This is a genomic window from Paenibacillus sp. 01L418 (assembly GCF_056400045.1).
On record NZ_JBFTSN010000010.1, the window covers coordinates 15,832 to 33,038 of the forward strand.

Annotated in this window: 14 protein-coding genes; 5 read left to right on the forward strand and 9 right to left on the reverse strand. The window is 46.6% G+C overall.

Features of this window, described 5'->3' with window-relative positions:
- Window positions 1-11 precede the first annotated feature (11 nt).
- Both AC1DSE_RS02785 and AC1DSE_RS02790 read left to right on the forward strand, forming a co-directional pair.
- Window positions 12-1,022, forward strand: coding sequence for a DUF4179 domain-containing protein (locus AC1DSE_RS02785; RefSeq protein WP_477527375.1), 1,011 nt, complete (start codon window positions 12-14; stop codon window positions 1,020-1,022).
- A gap of 249 nt (window positions 1,023-1,271) precedes the next feature.
- Window positions 1,272-2,033, forward strand: coding sequence for an alpha/beta fold hydrolase (locus AC1DSE_RS02790; protein ID WP_477509514.1), 762 nt, complete (start codon window positions 1,272-1,274; stop codon window positions 2,031-2,033).
- Window positions 2,034-2,194: 161 nt separating this feature from the next.
- Here AC1DSE_RS02790 and AC1DSE_RS02795 read toward each other — a convergent pair whose 3' ends face one another.
- The 8 genes from AC1DSE_RS02795 to bglX all read right to left on the reverse strand — a co-directional run bounded on the left by AC1DSE_RS02795 (window position 2,195) and on the right by bglX (window position 12,325).
- Entirely contained in the window at window positions 2,195-2,809 is a 615-nt protein-coding gene (locus AC1DSE_RS02795; protein ID WP_477509515.1) for a flavin reductase family protein, read from the reverse strand.
- A gap of 38 nt (window positions 2,810-2,847) precedes the next feature.
- The gene (locus AC1DSE_RS02800) at window positions 2,848-3,459 is read right to left on the reverse strand and encodes an alpha/beta hydrolase (protein WP_477509602.1); all 612 of its coding nucleotides are present in this window, start codon (window positions 3,457-3,459) and stop codon (window positions 2,848-2,850) included.
- Entirely contained in the window at window positions 3,459-4,406 is a 948-nt protein-coding gene (locus AC1DSE_RS02805; RefSeq protein ID WP_477509516.1) for a ring-cleaving dioxygenase, read from the reverse strand. Before AC1DSE_RS02805 ends, AC1DSE_RS02800 begins: the two co-directional genes overlap by 1 nt.
- Window positions 4,407-4,467: 61 nt before the next feature.
- The gene (locus tag AC1DSE_RS02810) at window positions 4,468-4,869 is read right to left on the reverse strand and encodes a DoxX family protein (protein WP_372238955.1); all 402 of its coding nucleotides are present in this window, start codon (window positions 4,867-4,869) and stop codon (window positions 4,468-4,470) included.
- Window positions 4,870-5,064: 195 nt separating this feature from the next.
- Window positions 5,065-5,511 (reverse strand): MarR family winged helix-turn-helix transcriptional regulator, encoded by a 447-nt coding sequence (locus tag AC1DSE_RS02815; protein WP_477509517.1) that lies wholly within the window; start codon window positions 5,509-5,511, stop codon window positions 5,065-5,067.
- 187 nt (window positions 5,512-5,698) lie between these two features.
- Window positions 5,699-6,682 carry a LacI family DNA-binding transcriptional regulator gene (locus AC1DSE_RS02820; RefSeq protein WP_441912982.1) on the reverse strand — a complete coding sequence of 328 codons (984 nt, stop codon included), beginning with the start codon at window positions 6,680-6,682 and terminating at the stop codon, window positions 5,699-5,701.
- A gap of 78 nt (window positions 6,683-6,760) precedes the next feature.
- On the reverse strand, window positions 6,761-10,150 hold the full coding sequence (locus AC1DSE_RS02825; protein WP_477509518.1) for a GH36-type glycosyl hydrolase domain-containing protein: 3,390 nt from the start codon (window positions 10,148-10,150) through the stop codon (window positions 6,761-6,763).
- Between the two features lie 18 nt (window positions 10,151-10,168).
- On the reverse strand, window positions 10,169-12,325 hold the full coding sequence (bglX, locus tag AC1DSE_RS02830; protein ID WP_477509519.1) for a beta-glucosidase BglX: 2,157 nt from the start codon (window positions 12,323-12,325) through the stop codon (window positions 10,169-10,171).
- A 543-nt stretch (window positions 12,326-12,868) separates the two neighbouring features.
- Here bglX and AC1DSE_RS02835 point away from each other — a divergent pair.
- The 3 genes from AC1DSE_RS02835 to AC1DSE_RS02845 all read left to right on the forward strand — a co-directional run bounded on the left by AC1DSE_RS02835 (window position 12,869) and on the right by AC1DSE_RS02845 (window position 15,970).
- Complete coding sequence (locus AC1DSE_RS02835) at window positions 12,869-14,116, forward strand: sugar ABC transporter substrate-binding protein (protein WP_477509520.1); 1,248 nt, start codon at window positions 12,869-12,871, stop codon at window positions 14,114-14,116.
- A gap of 97 nt (window positions 14,117-14,213) precedes the next feature.
- On the forward strand, window positions 14,214-15,101 hold the full coding sequence (locus tag AC1DSE_RS02840) for a carbohydrate ABC transporter permease (RefSeq protein WP_076266418.1): 888 nt from the start codon (window positions 14,214-14,216) through the stop codon (window positions 15,099-15,101).
- Window positions 15,102-15,121: 20 nt separating this feature from the next.
- Entirely contained in the window at window positions 15,122-15,970 is an 849-nt protein-coding gene (locus tag AC1DSE_RS02845) for a carbohydrate ABC transporter permease (protein WP_477527376.1), read from the forward strand.
- Between the two features lie 91 nt (window positions 15,971-16,061).
- Here the strand turns inward: AC1DSE_RS02845 and AC1DSE_RS02850 are convergent, their stop codons facing one another.
- Window positions 16,062-16,991 carry an MBL fold metallo-hydrolase gene (locus tag AC1DSE_RS02850; protein WP_441958508.1) on the reverse strand — a complete coding sequence of 310 codons (930 nt, stop codon included), beginning with the start codon at window positions 16,989-16,991 and terminating at the stop codon, window positions 16,062-16,064.
- Window positions 16,992-17,207: the final 216 nt, after the last annotated feature.

A 17,207-nucleotide genomic window follows, 5' to 3' on the forward strand; every position in this document is an offset into this window, starting at 1 on the left:
GGAGTGAGACTGTGTCGATTTATAAAGAGCTAAATGATCTTAACCTGGATGTAAGCCAGTATGAAGAACAGGAGCTCACGAGCTTCCAAAAAAAGAGCTGGGACCGACGTGTACGGAGTACAATTAGAAAACATAAAACCAATAACAGAAAGAAATATGCAGGCGTTGCGGCGGCCATTATTTTGGCAGCAGGTATTTCAATCAGCACGGGGACTGTGACTTTTGCCAATGTTCCATTCGTCGGAGGGTTGATGGAGCGATTGATGGCAACTAATGCAGATGAGAACGCGGACTACTCTCCGTTTAAAACCGAAATTGGTGCCACTGCTGAAAATAATTACGGGAAATGGACCTTAGATGAAGCGTTGATTGATAACGGACGTTTGCTTATTAGCTCCACTTTTGAGCCTGCTAAGGGGGTCAAATTTAATTACCAAATGCATCCGATGCCAACCGTACTCATGAATGGACAGAATCTCACTTCAGGAACCGCTGGACAATCCATTAAAGTTCACGATTCCATGTATACCGTCTATAATGAGCTGCGAATTTCAGAGCTTCCGATCGGTGAAACGATTGCCTTCCAARTTAGTTACGATAATCTAGACTGGAGCATCGACTCGAAAGTGAAGCTGATTGAGAATCCTTGGTCCTTTGACATCAAGGTTCCGACGAATCAATTGGCTGCAACAAGTGAAACGATTGCATTTAATCAGGATATATCACTTGGAAACGGACAATCCATTCATCTAAAAAACATGGTCGTATCACCTATTTCAACGATTTTATATTATGACTGGACCGAGCAATCCAACCACATTGCGTTTAAAATCGTCAGTGAATCCGGACTGGAGTTATTGCCAAACACAGCGGAAATATCTGCTGAGGGTTCGTATAACCGCTACGTTCCGATTGATTTGAAAGCTGAGAAATACTATTTGGTTCCTTTCGAGAGTTCAGAGAACCCTCATGCTGAGAATCCAGGAGAGGTACCGGAGCAATCGATAGTGATTAATCCATAGCAAAGCAGTGGCACCGCATACCGCCATTCCGGCTCCCGAGCGTGAAATTCTCAGAAATAGGACTAGAAACTAGTCCTATTTCTCTTTAAACAACCAATTCAGCATAATTAGATATTGAAACTAGTCTTATATCTACAATGCACCTTGCCATTTCTTCCAAAAAAAGAGATATTCATAGAATAGCTCTTTAAGCTTAACGTTTAAAAAGCTGCCGTTGATTTGAGATGATACTTAGGAGGCGGTACAATCATGCCCCACATTCCATTCAAGGATTTGGACGTTTTTTATGAAAAAATGGGAAACGGTGAGCCTGTCATTTTTTTGCATAGCGGCTACTCTCGGGGAATTCTAGCCTTCGCCAGCCAATTGCTTGATTTTCAGAGCAAATATACCTGTTATTATCCGGATTTCAGAGGTCATGGGCGAACAAAGTGCAGCAGTCTCGAATGGAATACGCCTCAGCTTGTAGAGGACACGATCGAATTTATGGACGCGCTTGGCATTTCTAGTGCACATTTGATCGGCTACAGCTTGGGGGCGAATGTTGGATTGTATGGCGCTGTTCATTATCCCGAAAGAGTTGCTACTTTAACTACGATAGGAACTAGCGGTTATGCAGATCCAACGGGTGTCGAGCAATTCGAGCCAGAGTGGCTTTTGGAACAGGGGCAGCAAGCGACCATCAATCAAATGATTGAAAGGCATGCAGAAGCTCATCGAGGAAATTGGCAAGAGCATATGCGGCAGTCTGCGAACGACTGGCGTCTCTATCCTCAGCTTACGAGCGAGCAGCTAAGCAGCATTCGTTGTCCATCCTTGCTTATTACTGGTGAAAATGATCCCTTTGTAGGTGAAACGAAGATAAAGCAGTTGAGTTCCCTGATTAAAGGATCTCGATATCTCGTCGTTCAGGGCGGCAGTCACAGGCCTCATATGCTTAGAGAAAATCCGGTTTTGGTTAATGACACCATACTAGATTTTATTGGCTCATACCCGATTTCCGACATGTGAGATTATCTAATCAAAATTGAAGCTTACGATTAAGCAAAAAAGCTGCCGAGTATAACAATCGGCAGCTTTTGCTGTGTTAGCGGGGCGATCGATTTGCAAAGCAGCCACGGACGTTTTTCTTGTTCGCAGCTGCCGCGGCATTTTTCTACCGCACATTACGTTTATGTTGGCCGTACAATTGTGAATTGCTCCCCTAGCTTCGCATAATCGTTTCCAGCAAGCCGGCTCACCGGCTTCAATGCCTCGGCGTTAATACGTCCATTCTCGTACAAAGCCTCATCCACATGGAAACGTACAACTTTGCCAATTAATAAATCACAGGCTGGCGAATCCGCTGTACCGCCAAGCGATAACGATTGATCAAGTACACATTCCATACGAATTCTCGCTTCAGCCACACCCGGCACACGCACAAGGTCGCTTGCGATAGCCGATAAGCCTGCAAGCGCAACCTCACTCTCTTCCGAAGGCAAAGCTGCTGCCGTTATATTAATCGCTTCGATATAGCTCTCATCAGAAATATGTACAACAAACTCGCCTTTGGCGATGGCATTTCGGGAGGTATCCTTCTGGATACCTCCCGGCTTGCGCTGTACAGATACCGCAACCATAGGCGGATTAGCGGTAACGATATTGAAGAAGCTGAACGGAGCTGCATTCAGAACACCTTCGCTTGAGAGTGTAGTGACAAAAGCAATGGGTCTTGGCACAATACTGCCAATCAACAGCTTATAATTGTCCTGCACACTTTGACTCGTTGGATCAATCGATAACATGATGGGCTCCCCTTCATAAGCGAAATGCTTGCTTTATATTAACCTTTAAAGGTTTCGTTAAACCAAGCCGCTGCGGCAGCTACCTCTGAACTCGTTAGCTGATGTCCAAATGTTTCCCAATGTACCGTAACCTGAGCCCCCGCTGCTTGCAGCAAACGGTCCAGCTCCTCCGTCTCCTGAGGCGTGCAAAGCGGATCATTCGAGCCCGCACCTATGAAACAAGGTACGCCAGCTAGGTCAGGCAGATCAACATCCCGAATCGGCACCATCGGGTGATGCAAGATCGCTCCGTGAAGCGTACCTTGATAGTGGAATAATAGGCTGCCTGCGATATTAGCTCCATTGGAATAACCGATCGCCACGATATTATTGCGGTCGAATCCATATTCTACTGCGGCTTGATCTAGAAAATCATTAAGCTCCTGCGTGCGGAATTTAAGGTCCTCTAGATCAAATACGCCTTCAGCAAGACGTCTGAAATAACGCGGCATACCATTCTCGAGCACATTTCCTCTGACACTCAGCACGGACGAAGCAGGCGAGACCAGCTCAGCAAGCGGAAGCAAATCCCGCTCGGTTCCACCCGTTCCATGCAAGAGCAGCAGTACTGGTGCAGTTGCATCTGTTCCTTGTTTGAATATATGTTTCATCATTTGTCCTCCTCCAATACTCTTACTTCAAATGGTGACAATAATTGCTCAATTTGCGTACGATGCTCCTCATACCATTCCGGCAGCATCAGCTTTTCACCGAGATGCTCCGGCTCTTCATCACGAGCAAAGCCCGGTGGATCTGTAGCAATCTCGAATAAAATGCCGCCGGCTTCACGGAAATAGATCGCGTTAAAATATTGGCGATCCACGATCGGAGTAGGCTGGAAGCCATGGCTCTCGACGTGGCTTCTCCATAGCGCGTGCTCCGCGTCGTCTTTTGCCCGCCAAGCGATATGGTGAACGGTGCCAGCTCCTCCATGTCCGTGTTCCATATCCTCTACATTGATGTCAATTAGATTGCCCAGATCACCTGTTGCTTTAAAACGAGCATAACCTTCATCTTCCCCGACTTTCTCCAGTCCCATCACGTTAACAAGGAGCTCCGCGGTTTTAGCCGAAGCCGTCGTGTATAATACGGCACCGCCAAAACCCTTGATCGCTTGCTGCGCCGGAACGCCGCCAAACGACCATTTACTATCCTCTCCTTGCTCCCTAGCTACGATCTCAAGCTTTAAACCATCAGGATCTTCGAATTGCAAATACTGCTCTCCAAATCTTGATGTTTGAGCAAAATCTATATTAAGCTTAGCTAGACGCTCTTTCCAAAAACCGAATGCACCTGCGGGAACTACATAAGTGGTTATACCCACCTGGCCTCCGCCAATTTTGCCTTTGCGTGAATTCTCCCAAGGAAAAAACGTAATAATAGTGCCTGGACTTCCGATCTCATTTCCAAAATATAAATGATAAACCTCTGGCGCATCAAAGTTAATCGTCTTCTTAATCAACCTTAGACCTAATACGCCTGAATAAAAATCTGCCGTCGTCTGAGCGTTTCTAACAAAAGCGGTTATATGGTGAATACCAGCTGTTTGATTTGTCATGGTAATGACACTCCTTATTTTATAGGAATATGAAAAGTAATGTAACTAACCCCACTTCTGATTAGCCAATAAGCGCATCAATGGAGTATTCACCAGCGCCTGTTAATGCGATGCCTATAGCAATGGCTACGAGAACAAGATTATATTCATAACCGTTTGCGGTTGCCCATATTCCGTTAGGACCATGCACCTTCACTATAGCACCAAGCATAGTAAGCACGATCAATACCGCAGCAAGAGGTGTAAGCAGACCAGCGACGAATAATAGGCCGCCGATTAGTTCCATCAATCCAGCGGCAACAGCCATAGCAACCCCTGGCTTAATGCCAATCGACTCCATCCAGCCGCCTGTTCCCTTTGGACCATAACCGCCAAACCAGCCAAACAGCTTTTGTGCACCATGCCCTACGAACAATAGGCCTACAACGACACGAACAACCAATAATCCCAAAGCAATACTCAATGTAAACTCCTCCATTTTGTTTTTAATGTTTAAACTACTGCTTGCATCACAGCTCTTCTTTTACCACTATTTAAAGAATCTCTATTTTAAGATATATGGTATGCATAAATGATCGCTGCTACCTTATAACAGCCATCATTGATATGCAACAAACGCCCATACGCGTGATTACACCTTTACAGCTAGTTAAACCCGCTACTTGTAGTGCTCCTGAGCAAACTTTCCTAGCTTCTTAAGCAGCTTGCTCGCCAATTGCTTCTCTTCTGCTGTCAGCCCATTTACCGCTTGCTTGATAGCGTCTTCGTGAGCAGGAAATACATCCTCTACGAACTGTTTGCCTTCATCGGTTAGTTCTGCATAAATGAGGCGTCTATCCGTAGTCGAAGCTCTCCGGCGTACCATTTGCTTCTTCTCCAGCTTATCTACGACATAAGTAATGTTTCCGCTGCTCATAAGCACTTTCTCACCGATTTGCTGCAATGGCTGCGGTCCGCGGTGATAGAGCAATTCAAGCACTCCAAACTCCGTGCGGTTCAAGCCGTTTTTACGAATATCACGATCCGCATGGGCATTCACCCATTGGCTCGCTCTAGACAGCGCAATGAAGAGAGCTAATGAATCATTTTGTTTTTCATTTGCCATGATGATCACTCCTCTCTGCGCCGTTTTATCTTTAATTAATTTATCTTGATTTAAAGATAATACATTTTGAAACAGTTGTCAACGCTTATGCCAAATCTTTTTGAATCAACGATAACAGGCATGCTTCTCAAAAAATAGAACGGCTTGAGATTTCACCTCAAACCGCTCCGCCGTCGATGGCTTCCATTTAGCTTTCTTTGGCCGGCCTGACCGAATTCCCTTTAATAAGAGAAACATAAATCCGTTCATGCTCCACTTCGTCGCCGCTGATCAGCTTGATCAGCTGTTCGGCAGCTAGAGCCCCCCATTTGCGCTTGGAATAATCAATCGTAGATAAGCGCGGCTGAGTGTAAGAAGCCAGCTCCATATTATCAAACCCAACGATATGAATATGTTCACCAATCCGAATATCAGGATGATGCGCCGCCAAATAATTGAACATACCAATAGCCATCTCATCGTTGAAGCAAAACACTGCCGCAGCCGTGCCGCTGTTCTCAGCTATAATTGTCGCTGCAGCCTGCTCTCCAGCCGATTTATTGAAATCTCCTTCAATTACAGTCAGCTTAACGCCAGCGGATCGTTCCACCGCTTGCGTAACAGCTTGCAGCCTCTGCCTTGAATCATAAGAGCCGCTAGGGCCAGTCACTACATAAAGAGTCCGATGGCCTTGCTCGATCAAATATTCGGCTGCCAGCCTCGCCCCTGCTTTGTTATCGAGCAGCACTTGATTGATGTTCGAGTGCTGCAGTTCACGATCCAGCACGACCAGCTTATGCCCGCGCTCCGCGTAGCTCAGCAGCTCAGTACTGCCAAACGTCTCGTCCAGTATAATCGCACCATCGATCATTCGCTCGGGCAGCATCCGATGAGATTGCTTACCGCTGCACACGATCAGATCATAGCCCTTTTCCGATAAAATCTCCTTTGTTCCTTGCAAGAGATCGCCGTAGAATGCGCCGCTGAAGTCGGTAAGAAAGACACCGATAATTTTTGTTTCTCTCGTCTTGAGCGACCTTGCAGCAGCGTTCGGGATGTAGTTTAATTCCTTGGCAACAGCCAATATTCTTGCTGTCGTCTCATCCGTCACCTTGGGGCTGCCGTTAAGCGCGTAAGATACCGTCGAGATCGAGACCCCCGCTTGTTTAGCGATATCCTTAATACTAACCACAGCATTCGCTCCTATCTTTCATTGTTCCTTCACTATATCACAAAGACTGGCGGTTCTTGGAGACCGCCAGTCTGCTTCTTACATAAATATTTCGATTCGGTTCGATTCCGAATGAAGATTAGCTTTCAATTGTTCTTCGGAAATTTGTACTCCACCTACACGATAACGGTTAGCTGAAGGCTTCCCTTCCGCTTCCTTACCGTTAATGATGACCTTCGTTACCTGTCCTGCATCGCTAAGGCGATAAACAAAAGTAATCGGCAAGCCGTTCCACATGAAATCGAATTGCATGCCATCCAGCTTAGCTGGCAAAATCGGATCGATAACCAGATTACCTTCCGACTGACGGATACCGAGGGCATTCGAAATCAATTGGTTCATATAGATTCCGGGACCGCTCGAATAAATTCTCCAGCCGCCCTTAACAGGCACAGTTCCTTCACGAAGCTCACCGAAACGCTCCTGCGCCTCATAACGGTTGTTGAACTTGCCGTCGGAGCTGCTGAAGTAAGAGTTGCTTTGACGCAGCTCTGCATTAGGAACAACATCACGCAATCCAACCGGATTAATCATGAGTAAACCTTGCCATACTTCATCCGTCTTGCCTAGCTTCGCCATTGCTTCAACATAACGAATATGAGCATGAACATATTGCAAGCCGACTTCCCGGCCGAAATTAGATGCCTGCTCTGCCCGCTTAAAGTTAGTGCTTACGCCGCCTGCATATTGTGCAGGACGGTTCATCAGCCGTACGCCATCTGGGCAATACAGCTGCTCTTTAATAACACGGTAATGCTCAGCTGCTTGCTCCTCTGTAAGCAATTCGCTAATCATACTGCGTGTCATTGGAAGCAAGCGGTATTGAATGCCTGTAGTTGTGTCAGTCGGGTGAAGCATCAGCTTCGCATCGCCCGGCTCCTCCATGTATACAAAGCCAGGAATGACATCCTGTTGCAGCATATACTGGTTAAAGTCCGCTTGAATAGCTGATGCCAGCTCCTTAAGCTCGGCTGCCTGAACAGCATCAACTTCCTCCAGCACGCGGCCAAACTGTGCGATAACCTGATACGTAAGCGCTACTGTCCAGCTGCTGACCATATATTGCTTAAGCTGTGCATTAGCCGGCTGCAGCGTATCATCCCAATCTCCGTCGCCATAGGAAGACAAATACGTGTCGTGCAGGAAGTGGCTCTTCATATAGGCAATTTCCTTCATCGCATGGTCAAGCAGCGTCGCAGATTCTGTCGTGAATTCGCCTTTATGACGGACCGTATAAGGAACACGCTCCTGCAAAATGCTATAATCCTTTGTTGCTGCCAAGTAGTCACCAAGCACCTTCAGCGGCCAGACAATAATATCGCCATGGCTTTCTTCTTGCTGAATGTGGAAATACTTGTCGAACATGAACCATTGCGGCCAATTGCCGTCATCCTCGTATTGATGGGAATAAACGGTCTTCAAGATTTCAGCAACCTGCTCGTATTTGTTCATAGCCATGAAGTACTCAGTCGGTCCTTGGCAAACGTCGCGCGTTCCCCATGCTGCACCGCCGTATTGCTCCAAGCCATGAGGCACAGAGTAGTGAACGAGCATATTGTGCGTGTACCACCATGCCAATGCATTCACTTTATCCAGCTCAGCTGAAGCTGCTTCAGTACCCTCAGCGGATAAGCGGAAGCCATTCATCACATGACGGAAAAACTCACGGTAGCGCTCGATTTCAAGCTCTGCCTTCCGCTCTGACTTCGGCAATGCCTCGCCACGCAAGAGACCTTGCATCGTAATTGTCCATTCCGCACTTTGGCCAAGCTGCATCACCACGAGCGATGCTGAGCCTGATGCCGTACCGCTAACAAGCAAGCTTTCATCGCCTGCAGTCATGTCTGCCCCGCTTACGAACATCCGATATTGCAGATTAGGGAAGATCGGAGCGCTGATAGAAGCTTGGTCAGCCTTGAAAGTAAATACGCCGTCCTCCAGCTCCATATGGAACGGCAGCTCGTATTCATTGTTATTCATGGATACTTGATTCGTAACTAAATAGCGGTAAGCCTGTCCTTTTTCCGAACGAAGGTGAAGGCGTACCTCAGGCGAATCAACCGTTGTATAATTTGTAATGATGATTGTGTCATCTGCTGTTTTGTAGAACCAACGAGCATAGTTAAAGCCGATCTCAAACATCGAAGGCATAGTAAGAAGGCGGTATGAACCTTCCAACTCGACATAAATGCGTTGTCCAGATGTCTTTAAATTATTGAGCGCATTGCGCGCATTCGTAAACAGCTTGTGGAAGCTGGTATTGCCTACTAGCAATTGTGAGTTGAAAATACCGTACATATAGGAAGTTGTCGTCATAACATCCTCTGTCATGCGGTCATTGCCGCCAGACATTAGAATATGACCGTGCGGACGCTCAACTAGCAGCTCCTTCTCCTTAAGCACAACATGCTCATGGCTCTCTGTAAAGAAAGACAGCAGCTTGCCGTCTTGCCATTCCTCCTGATGACGGTTAGGGAAATAAGCGTTAACTTCCTCCATCGTCATTGATGCCGTGCGTACTGGCGTTCCAATCGCATTTGCAACCTCAGACTTAGCTACAGGTGTTGCCGCCGCAGCGAAGTCGGTCTCATTCGAACGCTCAACTTCTTCCCAAGCCTTCTGAATTTCAGCGCTGAACTCTATTTCACTCACAGCTGATGGATGATCAGCCTTGAACATGCCGTAAAATACAAAGCGAGCTTTATCCTTCAACAAGACAGGCTCAGCTTGAAGCGCCGCATAAGTGAATTCATATTGATAAACCTCATTCGCTAGTTCAACCTTGCCAAGTGCTTCCGGCACGTCCGTTTCTTTATAGCTAAGACCAAAGAATTGGAATCCGTCCGTTGAGTAGCTGGCTGCTCCTGTTAGTGCACCGTGCTGCATGTAAGGAAATGATCCTTGCATCGGCTGATTCTGGCGGAAGCAAAGAACATAACCCAGCTTCTTATCTTTAAAAGCTTTATGGTCAACGTACTGCGACATGTAAGCTTCGTTCGACCGCACTGCGCCAATATCTGCGAGTCCAATGTCTTGTCCATAAGTGATGTCGATCTTCGCTTCTTTTCCTTGCGAATGTGCGGTTACATCCCAGAACCAGATGCCATGGTTCGTTAATGTGAAGACTACGCGATAGGCGATGCCATCAAATGCAGTCCCTTCCCATAGCAGACGACCATCCACCGCTGACATGCGGCTTGACGAATGAATCCCAAGCAAAGGCTCATAAGAAATCCCTTCTTCGGTATGCATGCGCAAGTAAAGATTGTTAAGCGAACCATCTACATTGTTCGACACCACTTGATTCAGCATCGTTCCTTTATGGACAGCTTGCGCAAGGTCTCCGCTGCTTAAAAAATCAAACGTCAGCTCTCCTGCTTTTATTTGCAATTTATTCATCGCTTTCAACGCATTCACTATAGCTTCCATCTTCTTCTCACTGCCTTTCTATTTGCTTAGTTTGAATTTAAGCGTTTCTACATCGCGGCTGTTTGGCCCAATGTACAGTTCAAAGTCACCAAGGTCGCTTGTGAAGGTTAGATCAGCATGATAATAACGCAGCTGTTTTTCCTCCAGCGTAAACGAGACCTCTTTGCTCTCTCCTGGCTGCAGCATCACCTTGCGGAATGCCTTTAGCTCTTGTAACGGACGGACAACATCCCCCGCCATGTCGCGTACATACAGCTGTACGGTTTCCTCACCAGCACGAGCCCCAGTGTTCGTTACTGTGATGTTTACATGTAATGGCTTAGAAGCACTCATCGTATCCATCGCCATCTTCGCTCCGCTGTAGGTAAAGGTTGTATAACCAAGCCCATAACCAAACGGCAGCAGCGGCTCATTCGGAACATCCAAGTATTGAGATACGTATTTCACCTGCGCATCAGGTGCGCCCTGCGGCCTTCCCGTATTGAACCGGTTATAATAAACCGGTACTTGGCCTACGGAATGAGGGAAGGACATCGACAGTCTTCCAGTCGGTTCCGACTCGCCAAACAATAATTCCGCAATGGCAGCACCGCCTTCCGTACCTGGGAACCACGCCTCTAACACGGCATCCGATTGATCAATTACACCGTGCAGATCAAGCGGTCGTCCGTTAAATAGGACAGTCACCATCGGCTTGCCTAGCTGTTTCAGCTGAGCGATTAGCTCAAGCTGTACCTGCGGCAATCTAATATTCGACCGGCTAGCCGCTTCTCCGCTCATATCCGAATGCTCACCTAAAGCAAGCACCACGATATCTGCTTCTTTAGCTGCAGCATATGCCGCTTGCCACTGCTCATCCGTTGCGTCTTCAATACCGCAGCCTTCTGTCACAGACAACAATGATGCATCTACTTTGCTTGCGATGCCTGCTGCCAGTTGAACCGCCTCTTCCTTGGAGCCAAGCCAAGACCAAGGTCCAAGAATATCGCCGCTAGCCGCGAAAGGACCAATCAAAGCAATTTTCTGCTCGCGTCCAAGCGGAAGAACTCCCTCATTTTTTACGAGGACACAGGATTTAAGAGCCAGCTCACGCGCAGCCTTGCGATGTGCTGCGGAGCCTACAATTTCCTGCTCACGCTCTTCATTCGCACCACGATACGGTTGATCGAACAAGCCCAGCTTCTGCTTCAGCTCCAGAATGCGAAGTACAGCTTCGTCGATCAATGCAACATCGATTTCATTCTCCTCAACAAGCCGCTGCAAATGATCCGTGTAACAGGTCGTCATCATTTCAATATCGACGCCGGCTTTGATCGCCTTCATTGCCGCTTCCGATTCATCCGCTGCAACACCGTGCGGGATCAGCTCTTTTACTGCGCCCCAATCGGAGATTAGCACACCGTCAAACGCCCATTCGCCGCGAAGAAGATCACGCATCAGCCACTTGTTTCCTGAAGCTGGAATGCCATCCACTGTATTGAATGCCGTCATGACCATTTCGCAGCCTTCATCCAGCGCCGCTTTATAAGCAGGCAAATAAAACTCGCGAAGCTGACGCTCAGACAGATCAACCGTGTTATAGTCGCGTCCACCTTCTGCAGCTCCATATGCGGCAAAGTGTTTTACGCATGCTGCCACGCGGTTAATATCATTTGCAAGGTCTTTTCCTTGGAAGCCTCTTACGAAGGCTCTGGCGAATTCACTGTTCAAATATGGGTCCTCGCCTGTCGATTCCATGACTCGGCCCCATCTTGGGTCCCTTACGAGATCGACCATCGGAGCGAACGTAACGTGTACGCCTGCCGCAGCAGCTTCCTTAGCAGCGATCTCGGCACTTTGTTCCGCCAGCTCCATATCCCATGAGCAGCCGATTGCCAGCGGTACAGGAAAGATCGTTTTGTAGCCATGGACGATATCCGCCATCACTAGAAGCGGAATGCCTAAGCGGTTGTTCGCCAAATGCTGCTTCTGTATGTTAATGACTTCCCTCGCTCCTGTTAAGCCAAGCACGGAGCCTGTATTGCGAACCGTTTCTTCCGTTACGCCCATTTCAGCCATCGGTCCGGTAATTTGTCCATCCGCGCCTTCAAAGAATGGCGTCGCCAGCTGCAGCAGCTGCCCGATCTTCTCCTCAAGCGTCATGAGCTTTAGAAGAGCCGCAGGTTGCTTTTCCATATCCGTGTTCCTCCTCGTAATAGCCAATCAAATTTATCGTTCTTATCGTTAATGTTTACAGGTCCTTCTGTCTTTACCACGCTTATGTCTTATGGCCAATATTTTTAACAATCGAAACGTTTCTATTGATTCCTAATTTGGATTATAAACAATTCAAAAAGAGTCGTCAATTGCTGTTTCATCTTTAATAGAAACGTTTATATTACTAATATGAGACTATTTTCATGAAATAAAAAAACGCTTGAACCCGTTAAAACTTTGATCTATAATGATGTCGAAACGTTTCGAATCAATAAGCAGGTCTGGTTCTAAAGTTGTAAACGGTAATATATTTTGTTTATAGAAACGTTTCACCACATCAAATAGTATTTCTATTTACTTGTGGCGAACGTTTTTGCTGCGGCAGGGAATGTAACATTTACCTGCTCATCTACACCCAGCTTAGGCTTATATATACGGCAAACAACAGCCGCCTGCGTGCATAACTTGCACGGATTCACAGCATAGTACTGATAACAATCATTCACACAGGAGGAATAATTAATGTTTAAGAAATCAGTAGCAACTGCACTAGCTAGCTCTATGCTACTTATCGGCGCCCTCACTGCTTGCGGAAGCAACAACAGCAATGAAGGAGCAGCAAACGATAAAGTAACCATCAACGTATGGGGGATGGGTGAAGAAGCCAAATCCTTGCCGAAGATTGCAGAGCAATTCATGGTTGAGAACCCTAACATTAAGGTCAATGTACAAGCACTTCCTTGGGATACGGCACATGACAAGCTATTGACGGCTGTCGCTTCCAAAAAAGGTCCAGACGTGCTTCAAATGGGAACAACTTGGATTCCTGAGTTTGCATCCGCTAAAGCGCTTATGGATATCACTCCTTACGTAACTGAATATCCAGAACTTGCTGAAGCAAACTTCTACCCAGGATCGGTATCAACAACTAAATACGAAGATGCAACTGTAGGCGTACCTTGGTACATCGACACTCGCGTACTTTACTACCGTACAGATCTACTGAAAGAAGTAGGCTACGATAAAGCTCCACAAACATGGGATGAGCTTAAAGATGCTGCAACAAAGCTTAAAGCTCGCGGCAAAAACAAATACGGCATCAGCCTTGATGTTAAAGAACAATCGCTACTATTCATGTTCGCTCGTCAAAACGGCTCGAAGCTTATCGAGAACAACAAACCACAATTCAACCAACCAGAATTCGTTGAAGCCGTTGAATATTTGGACAGCTTCTTCAAAGACGGCTCTGCACCGATTGATCTAGGTATGGATATTATCCCTGCATTTAAGGGTGAAGGCATCTCGCCAATGTTCATCAGCGGACCTTGGATGATTAAACTAATCAATGACCAAGCACCTGAGCTTGCAGGCAAATGGGCAACAGCTGTACTTCCTAAGAAAAAGAACAACCTTTCTTCTCTAGGCGGCTCTAACTTGTCTATTTTCCAACATACAACGCACAAAGAAGAAGCCTTGAAATTCCTTGCTTACATGAGCAAGCCTGAGACACAGCTGAAATGGCTGGAGCTTACAAACTCGCTTCCTTCCACGAAAAAAGCATGGGAGAACGAAGCTTTGACTAAAGATCCTAATGTAAAAGTTATCGGTGAGCAGTTGAACAGCTCGGAGCCTATGCCGCTTATCAAGCCATGGGAAGAAATTGCTCAAAACGTGCTATCGACATTCGAGAGAATTTACCGCGGCAAGTCTGAAATTAAGAAGGAACTTGACAGCTTCAACGCCAAAGCTGAACAAATTTTGAATAAATAATGATCGCCATCGCCGGCAGCGGTTCTGGAACAGAGCCGCTGCCGGTTCCATTAGAAATGGATAAAGCCAGGCGCTCATAGCAAAGGAAGGGTCGTTTATGAAAGGCATCTCTCAGAGTAAGGCACCGTATTTCTTTATCGCTCCAACGCTTATTTTGCTTACCTTATTTTCGTTATTGCCGATCCTTGTAGCCTTAATAATAAGCTTTACGGACATGGACTTGGCAGGCCTTGCTGACTGGTCCAATATTTCATTCGTCGGATTCAAAAACTATGTAGACGTGCTGGCTGATCCTATTTTCGTAAAAGCCATACTTAATACGTTGTTCTACGTGATCATCGGTGTTCCACTTGTTATCTTATGTTCACTTGCTATTGCGATCATGATTAATTTCGGCGCAAACCGTGCATTTAAAGCTTTCCGCGTCGTCTATTATATGCCATCAGTTACAAACGTTGTTGCCGTTGCTGTTGTATGGGGTTTCCTTTACAATCCGGCTTTCGGTCTGCTCAACTATATTCTTGATTCGATTAATCTGCCTACGGTTCCATGGCTTCAAGATCCAGTCATGGCTAAAATATCGCTTATTCTGATGGCGGTATGGAGAGGGATCGGTCTCAATATGATCATCTTCATTGCCGCGCTTCAAGGTATTCCGAAGTCTTATTACGAGGCGGCTCAGCTCGACGGTGCCAGCACATGGAAACAGCTGACTTACATCACGATTCCAATGCTGCGCTTCGCGATCTTCTTCGTATCGATCACTACCATGATCGGTTGGCTGCAATTTTTCGAAGAGCCATTCATTATGACCGACGGTGGTCCACTCGACAGCACAACATCTGTGGCCCTGTTTATTTATCGGAACGGCTTCCAGCTTAGCAACTTCGGATACGCGGCAGCAGGATCATTTGTCCTGTTCATCGCAATCATTATTATTACGCTCGTACAATTCAGATTTCAAAATAAAGAAACGGATCTATAATCCAAACGGAGGTGTAATGGATGAGTTCGCAAGCAAAAGCGTCAAGCGCCTCAAAAGGCGAAAAAGCGCTCAAGTGGATACTAGGCATATGCCTCGCGGTCGGCGGGGTATTGGTCATCCTTCCTTTCGTATGGATGATCCTTTCTTCCTTTAAACCAGAGAGCGAGATACAGAATATCCCGCCTACCTTACTGCCTGAACGCTTCACGACGGAAAATTTCAAGAACTTGTTTGAGAATATGAACTTTGGCGTTTATTTGAAAAATACGCTAATTATCGTTTTCTTCTCCTTTATTGRCTTATTCCTGAATGCGATGGCTGGTTTCGGCTTCGCGAAGTACAAATTCAAAGGCAGTAATAACTTGTTCTATATCGTACTTGCTACGATGATGATTCCTGGTCAGGTGACGATGATTCCAGTCTATCTAATCCTAAATGAAATGCATCTGACGAATACGATGATCGGTATCGTTCTGCCCGGACTTGTCGGCGCCTTCGGTATATTCCTGTTCCGTCAGTTCATGGCTACCATTCCAGATGAGCTGCTGGAAGCAACCCGTCTTGACGGTGCAAGTGAATTCCGGACGTTCATGCAAATCGTGCTTCCTATTTCGAAGCCGATACTTGCGGTACAAGGCATATTAGCCTTTATTGGCGGATGGAACAGCTTCCTTTGGCCGCTTATTATCGCGAACGATGAGAAGCTTTACACTCTCTCCGTTGGCCTGTCATTGCTCAAAGGGCAATACGGCGGCAACTATGCCCTCCAAATGGCTGGATCAACCTTTATGGTTGTGCCTATCATCATCATCTTTATCTTCTTCCAGAAGCATATTATCGAGAACTACGCGATCTCAGGCATCAAATAATAACAGCAGGGGCTGTCTCTAAAGGTATGTATAGACCTTTGAAGACAGCCCCTGCTATGTTTTATAAGCTTTTCAGCTATAAATATATAAGCTACCGCCACCACGCTGAGGATGGGTACTCAGCCGCTTGAAGCAGTACAGTCTCTCCGATTTTCGGAGTCGAAATGCGTGTTTTCATCTCCTTAGCTGCCTTTACCGCTCGCTCCACAGGGTCGGTCCAATCATGCATGGCAAGTGTGAATGCACCCCAGTGTATCGGAATCATAATCTTTCCGCGTACGTCCAAGTGAGCCTGTACCGTTTCTTCCGGCATCATATGGATAGCTGCCCAGCGCTCATCATACTGTCCACATTCCATTAATGTGAGATCGAAGGGTCCGTATTTGTCGCCAATTTCTTTAAAGTGAGGACCATAGCCGCTATCTCCGCTGAAGAAGATGCGTGCCTCCCGGCCATGTATTACCCAAGAGCACCAAAGCGTTGCATCGCGATCCGTTAAACTTCTACCTGAGAAATGTCTTGCAGGCGTACAAGCGAGTTGAATCCCCTCATATGAAAACTCATCCCACCAATCATGCTCCTCTATAAGGGATGGATCTACTCCCCATCTTACCAAATGAGGCGCAACACCAAGCGGAACAATAAAGCGTCTCACCTTATCCTTAAGCTTTACGATCGAGCCATAGTCCAAATGATCGTAATGATCATGTGAAATGAGTACCGCATCAATCATCGGAAGCTGCTCCATCTCAAACGGCAGCTTATCACTGAATCTTTTACCGCCTATAAACGGAAACGGGGACGGCGCTTTGCCGAACATCGGATCAAGCAGCAGGGTTTTCCCGTCGATTGCAAGCAAAGCTGCAGAATGGCCAAACCATGTCAGCTTAGGCTGATGCTGCCCGGCACCATATCCTTCACTCATCGACTCAACGACTAGCGCTTTGCTTGGCCTAGCCATCTTATTGCCTTTCATAAATTGAACGAGCAGCTTCAGCTTCTCGCTTGTTGTCGTATCCATGGCTGTAGGAATCGCATTTATAAATTTTTTACGGCCATATTGGTTCGAACGGCTTAACTGCTGCCGCCGCTCCTTTGATTGTGCTGCCCCAAAAGCAGGGTAATACTGGAGGACCAAATACACAACAACTATGACTACCGCAATGATACTAACGAATATGAGCATGCCTTTTAACCTCTCCCCTTGCCGTATCAATATCTACACGCAGAAAAACCG